The 16,574-nt window shown below is 66.4% G+C and carries 3 protein-coding genes; all 3 read right to left on the reverse strand.

From position 1 onward, the window contains the following. Position 1: 1 nt before the first annotated feature. Entirely contained in the window at positions 2-4,030 is a 4,029-nt protein-coding gene (locus tag ACIQ36_RS04310) for an amino acid adenylation domain-containing protein (RefSeq protein ID WP_395826272.1), read from the reverse strand. Beyond that, positions 4,027-14,316 (reverse strand): amino acid adenylation domain-containing protein, encoded by a 10,290-nt coding sequence (locus ACIQ36_RS04315; protein WP_395826274.1) that lies wholly within the window; start codon positions 14,314-14,316, stop codon positions 4,027-4,029. Before ACIQ36_RS04315 ends, ACIQ36_RS04310 begins: the two co-directional genes overlap by 4 nt. Before the next feature lie 20 nt (positions 14,317-14,336). Continuing rightward, on the reverse strand, positions 14,337-16,574 hold a 2,238-nt coding region (locus tag ACIQ36_RS04320; RefSeq protein WP_395826276.1), incomplete at its 5' end, for an amino acid adenylation domain-containing protein.

The following is a 16,574-nucleotide window of genomic DNA, read 5'->3' on the forward strand; positions in this document are numbered from 1 at the left end:
TCTAGGCCCCCACCAACTGCCGAACGGGGAGGGCGGTCGCCATCCTTAGCGCCTCCCGTTCCATCAGCCGGGCAACGCGGAAAATCTCCTCATTCTCCAGCATGTCCCAATGGTCGCCCTTAACCAGTTTGGTCAGGTAATCCCCACGGGTGCGCTCCCGCCAAAAGCGGCGCTGATCTTTGAGTTCGGCGCGGGTCAGGCCGCTGCGGGCCTGAACGAACACCAGCCGCCCCGGCAGATCGGGGAAATCATAGTCGCCGACCGTCAGCCGGTTATGATTGTAGACCTCGAAATACCGCTGGATCTGACCATCGTCGATGCCCGGATACATGCCGTTGAATTTCACCAGTTTGGCGCGGAATTCTGGCAGATCGACCGTGCTGATACTGCGGCGCAGGGCTTCGTCCATCGTACCTTGGGTGTCGAGCAACACAGTACTAACGTCGCGTTTGCCATGCGCCGCCAAGCGCCGCGCCATATCGTAGGCGATGAGACCGCCGAAGGAGAGGCCGGTCAGAATCAACGGCCCATCGAGATGTTCGGCAATCAGGGTCAGATAGGTCTCGGCCATTGCCGTCACGGACGGCAGCCGCGCTTCCCCCGGATTAAGTCCGGCCGATTGAATGCCATACACACCAAAGCTTTCGGGCAGCACTTTGGCGAGCGCGAGATAGCAGAAGGCCGTGCCCCCGGCGGGGTGAATGCAGATAACCGTTGGCCCGCCCGCCCCCGCGCGCAGGCGGATCACGGGCGATTCCGGCCCCGGATCGCGCCCACCCGCCCGCACCCAACCGCCGAGCGCTTCGATGGTCGGATGGCGCAAAATCTCCTTAATCGGCACGCGCACACCAAAGGCCGCTTCGATGGCATGGGCCATTTTGATGGCTGCAATCGAACTGCCGCCGAGGGTGAAGAAATTATCCCGAATGCCAATGGCGGGGTGCAGCAGAATGGTCTTCCAAATGCCGTAGAGCGTTAATTCGATCTGGTCGCGCGGGCTGGCCTGATTGACGACGACGGGCGCGGCCTCGGCCTGCGCCGCGAGCGCACTGCGGTCGATCTTGCCGTTCGGCATGAGGGGCAGTTGCGCAAGGGAGATCAGCCGATCCGGCACCATATAGACCGGCAACCGGTCGAGCAGATGCTCGCGCAGTGCGTCGGCGGTTGCGGGTCCTGTGTAGAATAGGCTAAGGCGCGTCTCGCCGGGCGCAACCAGGGCAACCGCCGTTTCGACCGAAGGATGCGCGGCGGCTTGGGCCTCGATATCCCCCAATTCGATGCGGAAACCCCGCAGTTTGACCTGATGATCCCGCCGCCCGAGGAACTCAATCTGCCCATCGGCGCGGAAGCGGCCTAGATCGCCACTGCGGTAAACCATCGCGCCGGGGGCCTCTGGGTCGGGGTAAAACTGCGCGGCGGTGAGATCGGGACGCCCGAAATAACCAAGGCCGACCCCCGGCCCGGCGATATGGATTTCCCCCGCCACCCCAATCGGAACCGCCTGCCCGTCGCCGTTCAGGAGGCGGATGCGCATGCCGTCGATGGGCCGCCCGATGGGGATGGTTCCGTCCAGGGTCCCGTCACTCGGCGCGGTCCAGGCGATGCAATCGACGCTGGTTTCCGTCGGACCATAGACATTATGCACGCGCGCCTGGGGCAGAACGGCCCGGCACTGGGCGAGGAGCGCGGGTGTCAAAACCCCGCCGCCGCAGAAAATATGCCGCAGGCTGGTGCAAGCCGCCGCGTCCGGTACATCCAAGAAAGCTTGTAGAAGCGTCGGGACGAACTGGATAAGCGTAATCTCTTCTCGCTGCACGGTTTCAACCAGGGCAACCGGGTCGAAATGCGCATCTGGCGCGGCGAGAACCAGGCTTGCGCCAGCGGTGAGCGGCCAAAAAAACTCCCAAATCGCCGCGTCAAACCCGCAAGGGGTCTTTTGCAGCAGCCGGTCATTGGCCGTCAGCGGGAAGGCCCGATTGCTCCAGGCCAGCAGATTGGTAAGCCCACGATGGGGAAGCAGCGCCCCTTTTGGCGTGCCGGTCGAGCCGGAGGTATAGAGAAGATAGGCGGCATCCTCGGGTCCGGCGCTGTCCGGCAGCGGGGCGGACGGTAAATCGGCCCAGGCGGCGGACTCGGTGAGGTCGAGTGTCGGCCCGCTCGCGCTCTGACCCGGCCCGAGCAGGGTTAAGTCCGCCCGGCAGTCGGCTTCAATCTGCGCGCGGCGACCGGCGGGATAGCTCGGATCGAGCGGCACGAACGCAGCCCCGGCTTTCAGCACGGCCAGCAGCGCGAGGATTTGTTCGACCGAGCGGTCGGCGAGGACGAGAACGCGCGCGCCCCGACCAATTCTCAAGCGCTGAAGATGCCGCGCCAGTTGGTTCGCCTGCGCATCGAGCCTGCGATAGGACCAGCGCCCGCCGGTGAAAATCACCGCGTCAGCTTCGGGCGCGGCAAGCGCTTGCCGCTCGATCAGCCGATGGACGGCCGGAAAGTCCACCGCCGGGGCACTAGGGCCGCCAAAATCGCGCAAGCGCGTCTCTTCGGCGGCGGTCAGAAGCGTCACGCCCCGGACGGGGGCGTCGGGAAGCGCCGCCATACCGATCAGCACTTGGCCGATATGGCCGATCAAGGCCCGCATTTGCGGTTCGCTGAACAGATCGAGAGCATATTCGACCCCGAGCCGCAGCCCCTCCGGCGCTTCGAACACTTCGACCGTCAAATCAAGCTTCGCCGTCGCGCTGCTGGTATCGATGGCGTCGATGATAAGGCCGGGGAGGGCAAGCCCGCCGCCGGGCGTGTTCTGGTAAATCATCATCACTTGGAACAGCGGCGCATAGCTGGCGTCGCGCGGCGGGTTGACGGCCTCCACTACCGCTTCGAACGGCACATCCTGATGCGCCATCGCCGCCAAAAGCTGGGTCTGAACCCGCGCAATGAGAGTGAGGGCCGACACATCGGGATCGACGGGGGTGCGAATCGCAATCGTATTGATGAAATGGCCGATCAGCCCTTCCAGCTCCTGCCGGGGGCGGTTGGCGAAGGGGGTGCCGATGCAGAAATCTTGCTGGCCGCTATAGCGCCAGAGCACCAGCGCAAAAGCCGCCATGAGAACGGGAAAAGCGGTCACGCCCGCACTCCGGCTCAAGGTTTTCAGCGCGCTTTGGGCCGCCTCCGGCAGTAGGGCGCTCACATGGCCCCCGCGATGGCTTTGGAGCGGGGGGCGGGCGCCCTCGGTCGGCAGCGCGAGGACCGGCGGCACTCCGGCGAGAGCCTCCCGCCAATAGGCGCGCTGACGGTCCAATTCCGCCCCATCGCGCGTTTTCTGCTGCCAGCGGATATAATCGGCGTAGCTCATCGGTAGGGCGGGCAAAGGGTCGGCTTCGCCTGCCGAAAAAGCGGCGTAGAGCGCGCTCAACTCCCGGAAAAACACCCCGATCGACCAGCCATCGGCAATGATGTGATGCAGCGTAACCAGCCAGATATGGTCGGTCGGCTGAAGCCGCAGCAGCCGCACCCGGATCAGCGGGCCGCGCGCCAGATCGAAGGGCGTGCGGGCTTCCTGCTCCGCCTCGGCCCTTGCGGTCGCCGCGCGCTCGGCCTCGGGAAGCCCGGTAAGATCGGTCACGGGCAGCAGGTCGCCGCAGTCCGCATCCTCCTGGTAAACCGGCTCACCGGCGCGCAGGGGGAAGCGCGCGCGCAGAACGCGATGCCGGTCAAGCAGCGCGGCCAAGCTTTGCCGCAGCGCCGGAAGGTCGAGCGCACCGGTCAAGCGTAGGGCAATCGGATTATTATAGGAAGGATTGCCCGGCGCGCTCTGGTCGAGCACCCAAAGCTGCCGCTGCGCGTAGGAGGGCGGCAGGGCCGTTTCGGCGGCTAACAGCGCGATCAGCGCCGCCTTATGGTCGCGCATTGCCGCCACAAGATCGGGGGTTAGCACGCCGCGCGGCGCTTTGCATTTCAGCGTGTCGCCCTCGACCGAAAGGCCAACAGAACGGTCACGAAGCTGCTGGAGAAGTTGGTCGGCGGTCATAGCTCAATCTCCTCCAGGTCCGCGTCGGCGGTTGGAGATACAAGGGGGGCGGGTGGGGGCGCGTCGGTGCGCAGACCTCCGACCATGGCGTAAATCGGCTGATGGGTCGGCCCGAGGTCGAACAAAGCACCCAGCGCGTCGGGCGCGACCGAGCCCATGCCGCACAGGCCAAGCCCGAGATCGGCGGCGACCATCGTGAGAAGCTGGGTCATCGACCCTGCTTCGATATGGCAAAAGTCCAGCGTCTTCTCGCCATAGAGCGGCTCGATGGCGGCCCGTTCGGCGATGAAGAACAGCGCAAAGCCGCTGTCTTCGAAAACCGGGCGGTTGACGAAGAAATCATAGGCGTCGGCGGGCAGGCTCTTACCCCGGCTGGTGGGAATCAGCCGATGGCGGGCCGGATCGTAATAATAGGCCCCGCCCGGCAAACCCGTGACGCGGTCGGGCTTGGCATAAAGATAGGTTTGGACCGGATAAAGCCCCCCGGCGGACGCATAGTGATGCTTCGGGGCGTCGGCCAGGGAATTGCGGGCAAGGCAGCCGAGCAGGCGGGCCAAATCCGCGTAAGGAATCGGCGTCGGCTTAAAAGCCCGCACCGAGCGGTACGCGAGGTAGCGGTCGAACGGCGGCGGCGGCAGGTCCAGCGTCTCGGCCATCCCCGCGAACCGGCGCAGGCCGAGCGCTTTGTCTTTGAACGCCGCGCGGTCGGCGGGATCGTCGAGCGGGGCGAGCGCTTTGGCGGCGGTGGGGGCAGGGCGCGGCGGCGGGTTCGCCTCCCGGAACAACCGCAGCAATTCCTGCACCGTGGGTTTCGCCATCAGGGCCGCGAGCGGCGGGCGGAAGCCGGTTTGCGTTGCCAGCGCATTGACGATGCGGACGATGTCGATGGAGGTCGCGCCGAGGGTCAGCAGATTATCGGCAGGGGCTACCGACGGCAGCTTCAACACCCCAGCAATAAGGCCAAGAATGCCGGTTTCCGCCGGGGTGAGCGGGCGGGACGCGGCCTCTGCCGTCGAAGCTTGTGGCGAGGGCAGCCGGTTCCTGTCGATTTTTCCGTTCGGGGAAATCGGCAAGGCATCAAGAACGGTCAGGCTGCTCGGCACCATATAGGCGGGCAGGCTTTGGCGCAGGTGGGCCAGCAGCGCGTCGGCCTCGACCGGGCGATGCAGCACGACGTAGGCGGCCAAGCGCTTTTCCGCCTGCGCGTCGCCCCAAATCCGCGCGACGGCGGCTTTGACCTCGGGGTGCCGCTCCAGGGTCGATTCGATTTCGCCCAATTCGATGCGATAGCCCTGAACTTTAACCTGCGTGTCGATCCGCCCGAGGAACTCGATCACGCCGTCGGGCCGCCGCCGTCCAAGGTCACCGGTGCGGTAGAGCCGCTCCCCGGTGTGCGGATGGGGGAAGAAGCGGGCGGTTGATTGCACCGCGTCGCGCCAATAGCCGCGCGCCAGCCCGGCCCCGGCGATAAATAATTCCCCCGGCACCCAGTCGGGCCGCTGGTTCAGGCCCTCGTCGAGCACATAGAAACGCTGATGGGTCAGCGCCCGGCCATAGGGAATCGACCGCCAGGCGGGATCGACGGAATCGATCGGGTAAAGGATCGACCAGATCGAGGCTTCCGTTGCCCCGCCCAGGCTATAGAGCGCGGCTCCAGGCGCGAGGGCGCGCAGGCGGTCCGGCAGGGTCACGGGAATCCAATCGCCCGACATCATCACGACCCGCAGGCCGCGCAGGGCAGCGGTGCCGACGCCTTCGGCATATTCGGTGAGCAAGGACGCAAGGGCGGGGGCGGAATTCCACACCGTTACCCCCTGCTGCTGGATGATCTCTACCCAGCGGGCCGGATCGCGCGCGCTGGCGGGCGAGAGCGGTACAATCGCCCCCCCGGCGGCCAGGGTTCCGAAAATATCGAAAACGGACAGATCGAAACTAAGGGCCGAGACCGCTAAGACCCGATCCGCCGCCGTTATGCCAAAGCGGGCGTTGATATCGAGAAGCGTGGTCACTGCGCCCGCGTGATCGATCATCACGCCCTTCGGCACCCCGGTCGATCCCGAGGTGAAAATAACATAGGCGAGGTCGGTTTCATGATGGGGGAAGGGCGTCAGCGTCGCCGACCCATCGGGGCTAAGCCGATCTACCGCAATCCGCGTCAGGGTGGGGTCGGTAATCTTATCGCGCGCCGCCGACCAGGATTGATACAGCACGATTCGGCAATCAGTTTGGGCGAGGATATAGCGCAGGCGCTCTTCGGGCAGGTCCGGGTCGAGCGGCAGATAGGCGGCCCCCGCATAGAGAATCCCCAAGGCGGCGAGGGTTTGCTCCCAGCCCGGTTGCATCAGAATGGCGACCAGCGTTCCCGGCTGGGCTCCCGACTGCTGGAGGAGTGCCCCGATATGCGTCGCGCGGCTCCGTAAACTGGCATAGGTGATCGCGCCCGTTTCCAGCAGGATCGCGGGCGCATCGGGCGTGCGCTCGGTGCTGCGCTCGAATAGGCGATGGAGCAGGTCGCGCTCGGGTTCAGTTGGCGGGAGGAGCGGCGGCAGCGTGGCGAGGTTTGGTAGAAGGCCGACGGCGGTTTTTTCCCAAGCCTCAGGCGCGGCCAATTGATCCAGCAAGCGGCAGTAGGCCGCGAACATCGCCTCGGTTAGCCCATCGGGGAACAGGGCATCGATGGAATCCCAGTTGAACTCCAAGACCCCGTTGATTTCGAGAATCGTATGATCGATCCAAACCTGCGGGGTTTGCGTGATGGTATGGACCGGCTCAGCCCCTAGCGCCTCGGTAAGGCTAATGTCCGCGCCGCCCGGCCCCATCTCGATCAAGGTGCTGTTGAAAACGATGGGCAGCGCCGTTTGCTGCTCGCCGCGCACGCGGGCCAGTTCGCGCACAACCCGCACGCCGCTGACGGCGGCATGATCCATATCGCGCCAAAGCTGCGCTTGCAGAGCGCGGGCATTGCTGCGGAAACTGTGATCGCTGCGGTAATCGACCTCCAGCAGCACGATGGAGGTGAAATCCCCCATGATTCCGCCCACGTCCGGGTGTAGCGGCAGGCGGTTGAACAGGGGTAGCGTGAGCGTAAAGCGCGGCGCGCGGCTCCAAATGGCCAGCACTTGCGCATAAGCGGTGAGGAGCAAAACCGATGCCGTCACCCCTTGGCGCTTCGCCTGATCTTTCAAGGCCGACCACGCGGCGGCGGGAATCTGGCGGTCGCGGCGGGTGAAAGTCGGCACCGTAATCGTTTCCGGCGCGCGGGCGAGCGGCAGATCGGGCGCGGGCGGCAGATGGGCGAGCCTTTCCTGCCAATAGCGCAGCGCCCGCCGATAGGCCGGACCCGCGCGCAGTGCCTGTTCGGCCAGCACGTAATCGCGGAAAGTCAGGCCAAGCGGCGGCAGCGGCGCATCGGGCTGCGTGTAGAAATGCACAAGCTCATGGGCCAGGATTTGCGTACTGGCGGCATCGACGATGAGCGCATCCAGGCTGATGTGCAGATGCGCGTGACCCGATGGCAGTAGCGAGACGCGGAACTCGAACAAGGGCCAGCGGGCCGCATCGAGCATTTGATGGGACATGCGGGCGCGCGTTTCGCGCAAGGCCGTTTCGGCAGAAGCGCTATCGAGCGCGCTGAAATCATCGACCGGCAGGCGATAGGGCGGCAGGTCCGCCAGAACCTGCTGGGTGCCGTCGCTGCGGAAAATGGTTTTCAGACCATCGTGGCGGTCAATAAGCCGTTGGAGCGCGGTTTGAAAGCGCGCGGGATCGAAACTCGAAAGGCGGATTTCATCATAGGCATGGGCGCTCACGCCGCCCAAAGCCAAGCCCTCGGCCCGGCCCACCCAATAGGCTTCTTGAATGTCCGTGAGGGGGAAGGGGGCGAAGCGGTCCGCCGGGGCGGGGGTGATGACCGGCAGTGCCGCCTCTTCGTTTGTAACGGCGCTTGCTGCCGCAAGCTTGGTGGCCAACTGCGCGACGGTCGGGTTCTCGAACAGGGCCGACAGCGACAGATGGGTTTTCAGCGTCTGATTGATGGCGTGGATCAAGCGGGTCGCCAGCAGCGAATGGCCGCCGAGATCAAAGAAGTTATCGTCCCGCCCAACGCGCGGCAGTTTCAGGATTGTGGCCCAGATCGGCGCGAGCGCCTGTTCGTCGGGCGTTTCCGGTGCGCGGTAGGTTTCGATGGCGGGGGCTTGCGGCGCGGGCAGGGCGCGGCGGTCGAGCTTGCCGTTGGGGGTGAGCGGAAGCTGGGGCAGGGCGACCCAATGGCTCGGGAGCATATAATCGGGAAGCCGGGCGGCGAGCGCCGGGCGCAGGTGTGCGGGGTCGGTCGGGCCGACGAGATAGGCGACAAGCTGGCGGGTGCCGTCCCCCGCGTCGCGCAGCACGACGGCAGCATCGGCCACGCCGGGCAGAGCCCTTAACGCCGCCTCAATATCGCCGGTCTCGATGCGGAACCCGCGCCATTTGACCTGCTGATCGCCCCGGCCCAGGAACTCAATCCCGCCATCGGCGCGATAGCGGCCCAGGTCGCCCGACCTATACAAGTGCCCCAGCCCAAACGGATTGGCGATGAAGCGCTCTGCCGTTAAGGCGGGTTGGCCGTAGTAGCCCAGCGCAACCCCCGCGCCGCCAATGTAAATCTCCCCAACTCCGCCGACCGGCACGGGCGTTAGGGTTTCGGTCAGCAGATAGACCTGCGCGAAATCGACCGGGCCGCCAATCGGCGGATGAACCGGCCAAGCGTCGGCCTCAGTCAGATCCAGCCGATGCTGGGTCGCCACATGGGTTTCGGTTGGGCCGTACTGATTATAAAAATAGCGCCCGCCGAGGCTGCGCAGAAAGGCGCGCAGCGCGTCCGAAACCTGAACGGCTTCCCCGGCGGTAATCACCTCGCAGGCAGCGCCGGATGCGGCGGGACGCTCAAGTCCCAGGGCCGCCATTTGGCTGAGAACCGCGAAGGGCAGAAAGGCCCGCTCGATCCTCTCCGCCACGATGAACGGCCCCAGCGCCGCCAAATCGCGCCGGGTTTCGGTCGGCAGCAGCACGAGGGTTGCGCCCGTGCAAAGGGTTGTAACGATTTCTTGGAAGGCGACGTCGAAGTTCAGCGAGGCGAACTGAAGCACGCGCCGGGGGGCGGGCGTCGTTTGCGCCGCTTGCCAATCGACAAGATGGCTCAAGAGCCGATGGCTTTGCGCAACGCCCTTCGGAACGCCGGTCGAGCCCGAGGTATAGAGAAGATAGGCCAGCCCCTCCGGTGCAAGCGCCATGGCGGGCGCGCTTTCGGGCATCGCGGCGGGCGGCAGCGCGTCGAGACACAGCCGGGGCACGGCGGGCGGGAGACGCTCGGCGAGCTCGGTTTCAGTCAGAATCAGCGGCGGCTGCGCCTCGCCGATCATCACTGCCAGCCGGGCGGCCGGATAATCGGGATCGAGCGGCAGGCAGGCCCCGCCCGCTTTGAGAACCGCCAGAACGGCGACGACCATCGAAAATCCGCGCGGCAGGCACAGGCCGACCGGCGCGCCCAGGGGCAGATTGGCGGCGATCAGGCGATGGGCCAGCCGATTGGCCTCGGCCTCCAAGCGCCCATAGGACATATCTTCGCCCTGAAAGCGCAGCGCTGGGGCCGCCGGGGTTGCTGCCGCGCGGGCGGTCAGGCGGTCGGGCACCGATATAAACGCCCGCGCTGGCGGGGGCGGGTTCCAGGCGGTTAAAATCTGGGTGCGGTCGCGCGCGCCCAAAAGATCGAGCGATGCCAGGGCCGTTTCCGGGCTTTCGGCAAGCTGGCGGAGCGCTCGCTGAAAATAGCGCTCGAACCGCTGGGCGGTCGCCGCTTCGAAAAGGGCCGTTGCGAACTCCAGCCCGCCAACCAAGCGCCCGCCCTCTTCGCGCAGCGTCAGCAGCAGATCGAACTTAGCGCTGTGATGGGGAAGCGTGAGGGGGGTAACGGTGAGCCCTGGGAGGGGCAGGCTGGCGCTGCCCTCGTCCTCCCAGGTCAGCATTGTTTGGAAAATCGGCGTATGGCTCAAACTGCGCGGCGGGTTCACTTGCTCCACGATTGTATCGAAGGGCAGGGCCTGATGCTTCTGGGCCGCAAGCACCGTGGCGCGGGTCTGGCGCAGCAGGTCGAGCAGGCTTGTCGCCTCGGCCAGATCGAACCGCAGCGCGAGGGTATTGACGAAAAAGCCAATCACCCCCTCAAGCTCGGCCTGCGGGCGGTTGGCGGTCGGCGCGCCGATCACGAGGGTTTCTTGACCGGACAGCCGCCCGAGAACCGCCGCCCACGCGGTCAGCAGCGCCATGAACAGGCTAGTTTCGGTGCGATGGGTGAGGGTCTTGAGGGCGGTGAGCGTTTCCGCCGGAACTTCGAACCGAATCAGTCCGCCCTTAAAATCCTGCTTCGCCGGGCGCGGAGCGTCGGTCGGAAGCGTTAGCAACGGCGGCACCTCCGCCAAGCGGGTGCGCCAATAGGCGGCGTCCTCCGCCAGCGCCTCGGCGGTGAGATGGGTCTGCTGCCAGATCGTGACATCGGCGGGCTGAAGCGCCAACGGCGGGAGCGGGTCTGCCTGCTCGTCGGCAAAGGCGCGGTAGAGGTCCGCCAACTCGCGGGCGAAAACGCCCATCGACCAGCCGTCCGAAATGGCATGATGCAGGGTTAGAAGCAGCCAGTGGGACTCGGCCCCCCGCGTCAGCAGCACGCCGCGCGCCAGCGGCGCACGCGTCAGATCAAAGGCGCGGACCGCGTCGGCGGCCAGGCGCGCGCGGCACTCGGTCTCGGTGAGTCCCTCGGCGGCGGCGCAGGTCAGCGGAAAACCCAGGCCAGGCGGCAGAATATCTTGATGGGGCACCCCATCAATTTCAATGAACCGGGTCCGCAACGCCTCGTGGCGATCGGCGATCCGGTCGAGCGCGCGGGCGAGGGCCGGGCGGTTCAGCAGCCCCGCGATAGCAAGGGCGAGCGGCATATTGTAGGTGGCCTCGCCGCCATCGAGCCGGGCAAGAAACCACAGCCGGGCCTGCGCTGGCGAGAGCGGAATCGGCCTGTCGCGCGGGGCGGGCTGAATCGGCGGCAAGGCGGGGCGGCTTGCGGCGGCGATCCGTTCCGCAAGGTCAGCAAGCCGGGGCGCTTCAAAAATAACCGCTGGCGATAGGCTGATACTGAACCGCTGGCCGATTTCCGCCGCAAGCCGCACCGCGAGCAGGGAGTGACCGCCGCTTTCGAAAAAATGATCTTGGCGACCGATGGGGGCGCGGTTGAGCAGCTTGGCCCAAAGCGCCGCCAAGTCGGTTTCTATAGGGCCTTCGGGGAGCACGAACGGCGTGCCTTGGCGGGGAAGGATTGTCGGCGCAGGCAGGGCGGCCCGGTCGATCTTGCCGTTGGGCGTGAGCGGGAAGCGGTCCAGGATCACGAACCCCGCCGGAATCATCGCCTCGGGCAGATGCGCCGCCAAGGCTGGGGCCAGGGTTGCCGGATCAAGGCTCGGATCGGTCGCCCGGAGATAGGCAATAAGCTGGGGCGTGTCCGGCCCGCCGTGGGCGACGACGAGGCTTTCGGCAACGCCAGCGCAGCGGTTCAGCGCCGCCTCGATTTCCCCAAGTTCGACCCGCTGTCCGCGAATCTTCACCTGGGAATCGGCCCGGCCCAGGAATTCCAGCCCCGCCGGGGTTGCGCGCGCCAAATCGCCCGACCGATAAAAGCGGCCTTGGGGTAGGGTGACGAAGCGCTCCGCCGTCAGATCATCCCGCCGCCAATAGCCACGCGCCACCCCGGCCCCACCGAGGTAGAGTTCTCCGGCAACCCCCATCGGCACCGGCTGGCCCGCGCGGTCGAGAATAAGCGCGCTGGTATTCGGCAACGGTTCCCCGATGGGCAGGGCCGCGAGGGCTGCGAGATCGGTGGGGAGCGTAAAACCGCAACTATCGATGGTCGCTTCGGTCACGCCATAGGCATGGACGATGCGCACTGCGGGCCCCGCGAGGGCACGCAGGCGGCGGGCACTGGCGAGCGACCAGCGGTCCGATCCGCAGAAGACCGTCTCCAGAAAACCCAAGTCGCCGCCGTGCCGCTCCAGGTGCAGCAGCAGCGTATCGAGCAGGGCCGGAACGAAATCGGCATAGGCCACGCTCTCGCGGCGCATCAGCCCATACAGGGCGGGGGGATCGAGCAGGTGGTCGCGGTCGCAGAGGATAAGACTGCCGCCGCTGGTGAGCGCGCGGACCCAGTCGGCAGTAAACACGTCGAAGGCAAATCCGGCCATCTGGAGCCAGGGTTTCGGGGCAAACCCGTCGCGCTGCGCCCACGCGGCGCTTAGGGCGAGAAGCTGACCGTGTTCGACCATGACCCCCTTCGGCGTGCCGGTTGAGCCGGAGGTATAGAGGAGATAGGCAAGGCTTTGCCGGTTCAGGCCGCGCGCCGCCCCATCGGGGTTCTCCTCGGGCTCCGATCCTTCCTCGGTACCGACGATGGGGATGTCGGTTTCTCCCAGCAGCGCGAGGCTCTCCGGCGTCCCAATCAGGCAGGTCGGCGCGCTATCGGTGAGCAGGAAGCGCAGCCGCGCGGGCGGATAGGCCGGATCGAGCGGCACGAACGCGCCGCCCGCTTTCAAAACCGCCAGAACGGCGGCGACCCGGATTGGCCCCGGCAGAAGACAAAGCCCTACCCGCGCCTCGGCCCCCACGCCTGCGGCCATCAGCCGATACGCCAGCCGATTCGCGGCGCGGTTCAGCCGCTCATAGCTCCAGCGTTCATCGCGCCAAATCAGGGCGGGGGCGTTGGGTGTCTGGGTGGCGTGCCGCTCGAAAAGCTGATGAACGCCCCAAACCCCCTCGGGTAGCGGAGCGACTGGGCCTTGCCCCGCCGCCCAGGCCCGCGCCGCCTCCGCCGCGCTCAGCAGTGGAACGGCCCCCACAGGCGCTTCGGGCTGTTCGACCAGCGCGCGCAGGCTTTGGACGAAGGCCGCGTGGAAACGCCGGATCGTCGCCGGATCGAACAGAGCGGTCGCATACTCAATCCCGCCCGCGATGGTGCCGCTCGCCGTTTCCGCTAACTCAAGCGTCAGATCATATTTCGCCACACTCATCGGCGGCGGCAGAATTTCCGCCGCAAGCCCGGCGAGGCTTACGGCGGGGCGTTCGGCGCTCTGCCAGGAAATCATCGTCTGAAACAGCGGCGGATAGGCCAGGCTGCGCGGCGGATTGAGCCGTTCGATCACCTGTTCGAACGGCACCTCCTGATGGTCCTGGGCATCAAGAAGCAAATCGCGGGTTTGCTGCAAAACCTCGGTCAGGGTCGCGGTTTCACTGATCGGGAGGCGCAGGGCGAGGGTATTGGCGAAAAAGCCGATCAACCCCTCGACCTCGCTGCGGGTCCGGTTCGCCACGGGCATGCCGACGACAGGCCGCTCCTGGCCCGAAAACCGGTGCAACACCAGCCCCCACGCGGCCAGAAGGACGGAAAAGACCGTTCCGCCGACGCGGCGGCTGAGGGTCTTTAGATCGGCGGTTAGGGCCGCGTCCAGGCTAAACGGTTCCCACGCCCCGGCGAAACTTTGCGTCGGCGGGCGGGGGCGGTCGGTTGCGAGATCGAGCCGGTCGGGGGCGCCCTTCAACAGGGTCTCCCAGAAGGCCATTTGCCGGTCGAAGCGCGGTTCTTGCCGTTGGCTGCGCTGCCACGCGGCGAAATCGGCATAGGCGATGGGCAGGGCGGGAAGATCGGGCGTGCCCCCTGCAACCAGCGTCCCATAGGCCGCCCCCAATTCCCGAACCAGAATAGCGGTGGACCAGCCATCGGTGGCGATATGGTGGAGGGTGAGGACCAAATGATGATCCTCCGGCCCGGTTTTAAACAGCCGCGCCCGCAACATCGGCCCGGCGGCAAGATCGAAGGGGGCATCGACTTCTGCCCGAATCGCGGCGGTTAGCGCCCCCGCATCGGTCAGCTCGGTCATGGGCAGCGGAACCGGGTGGCCCGGCGGGGCGATGCGCAAAACCGGCTGCCCGGTTTCCGAGGCAAAGCGTGCCCGCAACGGCTCGTGCCGATCCACGATCACGCCGAGCGCGCGGGCGAGCGCCTCCCGGTCGAGCGGCCCGCTCAGTTTAACGATCAGCGGCAGATGATAGGCTTCCCCAGCCCCGTCCAACTGGGTCAAAAACCAAAGCCGTTCCTGGGCAAACGACAGGGGCGCTTCCTCCCCCCCGCGCGGAAGCGGGCGCAGGCCGCTGGCTTTCCGGCGCGCGAGAAACTCGGCGGGGGTCATTTGGGCGGCGGCTTTGGGGGGAAGCGACATACTCAATCCTCAGAAAATTCTTAGACCGCGTCCGAAAAATCGGCGCTGGCAAACAGGAAGGCGGTGAGGCCGCCGACTGTGGGATGGTCGAACAGATCCCGCAGCCGCAGATCGACCCCCAGCAGGTCGCGCAGGCGCACCAGAATGCGGGTCGCCAGCAGGGAATGACCGCCGAGATCGAAGAAAGAATCGGTCAGACCAACCGTCTCCACGCCCAAGACTTCCGCCCAAATCGCCGCAATGGCCTGTTCAATGGGCGTTTCCGGCGGCACGTAAGCCCGGCGCTCTAACCCTCCCGCCTCGGGCATCGGTAGCGCCGTTCGGTCGATTTTGCCGTTCGGGGTAACGGGCAGCGCCGAAAGCTGCTGGATCAGGTTTGGACGCATGTAGGGCGGCAGCGTTTCCGCCAGAAAACTCTGAAGCGCCGGAAGCGAAACCGGCTCTGGGGCCGCGATTGTGGCAACGAGGCGCGGCTCGCCGGAGGCATCGGGCAGCAGGCGAACAGCGGCGGCGCGAACCCCCGGAAAGGCGGCGAGCCGCGCTTCGATTTCGCCAAGCTCCAGTCGGAATCCCCGCAGTTTGACCTGAAAATCCTGGCGACCCAGAAACTCCCAAGCCCCATCCGGGCGCACCCGCCCGAGATCGCCGGTCAAATAGAGGCGCTCGGTTGGGTGAAGGGGGGCGGGACGAAAGCGCTCTTCCGTCAGGTCTGGGCGATTAAGGTAGCCGCGCGCTACCCCGTGCCCGCCGATAGCAATTTCACCCACGGCTCCGGGCGGGACCGGGTTTCCCGCCGGATCGAGCAGATAGGCGCGCGTTCCGGTAATCGGCAGACCAATCGGCACGGGCGCTTCTTCGACCGTGCAGGCGTAGCAGAAAGACCAGATGGTCGTTTCGGTCGGCCCGTAAAGATTGAAAAGCCGCGCCACCGGCAGACGGTTACGCGCCAAGCGAACCAGGGCCGGGGGCATGGCTTCGCCGCCGCACAGTAGGGCGCGCAGGCTGCGGCAGGCGAGCGCATCCGGTTCGTCCAGCAGCAGGCGCAGCGCGGTGGGTACCATTTGCGCCACGGTTACACGCTGGCTTTGGATGACGCCCGGAAGAACGCCGGGGGCGCTATAATCCTGCGGCGCAACAATCAGCGTCGCCCCTACGAGCAGCGGCGCGACGATTTCCAGAACCGAAATATCGAAGCTCACCGAGGTGACGGTCAGGCACCGATCTTCAGGCCGCAGCCCGAAGCGCTGGATAGCCCAATCGAGCAGGGCGAGCACGCCGCGCTGGGGAACCATCACGCCCTTGGGCAGGCCGGTCGAACCGGAGGTGTAGATCACATAGGCCAAATCCTCCGGCGCAGCGGGGCGCGCGGGCAAGGGGGTGTCGGGCAGGCCCTCGGCTTCGGGATCGTCGAGCCAGAGGATTGGCAGCGCTCCCCCGGCATCGCGCACCGCCGCCGTCACAGCCTCCGCTGCCGGGCGATGACTGAGCACCACCATGGGGGCGGAATCGCGCAGGCAATGGGCAAGGCGGGCGGCGGGATACTCGGGGTCGAGCGGCACATAAGCGCCGCCCGCTTTCCAAACCGCGAGGAGGGCGACGATCACATCGCACCCGCGCCGGAAACTGAGGGCAACCCGCTGGTCGGGGGCGACGCCAAGGCCGATTAGACGTCGGGCCAGCCGGTCGGCTTTGGCGTGCAGGGCCGCGTAGGTCAAGCTGCCGTCCGGCGCGATAATGGCCGTCCGCTCCGCCGCGCTGAGCGCCGTTGCCGCCAATCGGTCCGCGAGCGTATCGCCGAGCGGCGCGGCGATGGGCTCGCCGCGCACTTGGTCCCAGAGGGACGGCGGTAGGCAATCGAGCGTGGCAATGGGCCGATCCGGCTCGGTTAGCAGCGCATCGGTCAGCGCGTTGAGCGCCGCCAAGGCCATGCCGGTGAACAGTTCGGGGGCGATGGGGGCGCGCAGATGCGTGGTCAGGCGCAGATCATCGCCGAAGTCATCGACGGCGAGCATCAGCGGATAATGGGAGCGCTCCTCCCCGCCGAGGTCGGTCAAGCCGGGTAGCGTTAGCGCCGCGTCGTCGGCCAGGCGGCGGGCGTGCCGATAGTTGAGCAGCGCCGCATACAGCGGGGCGGGCGAGGGAATGCCGCTCATCTGCTGCGCCACCACCGGGGCGGTATGCTCGAAGCGCAGCAGCGCCGAAAGACGGCGATGGGCTTCGGCGGCGGCTTCGGCGCAACTACCTTCTCGCGTCTCAAG

The sequence above is a fragment of the Elstera sp. genome, from assembly GCF_044372965.1.
Classification (GTDB): Bacteria; Pseudomonadota; Alphaproteobacteria; order Elsterales; family Elsteraceae; genus Elstera.

Excerpts from the sequence above, each read along its gene's own strand:
- ACIQ36_RS04310 (WP_395826272.1), bottom strand. The coding sequence starts at position 4,030 with ATGACCGCCGACCAACTTCTCCAGCAGCTTCGTGACCGTTCTGTTGGC.
- ACIQ36_RS04315 (WP_395826274.1), bottom strand. The coding sequence starts at position 14,316 with ATGTCGCTTCCCCCCAAAGCCGCCGCCCAAATGACCCCCGCCGAGTTT.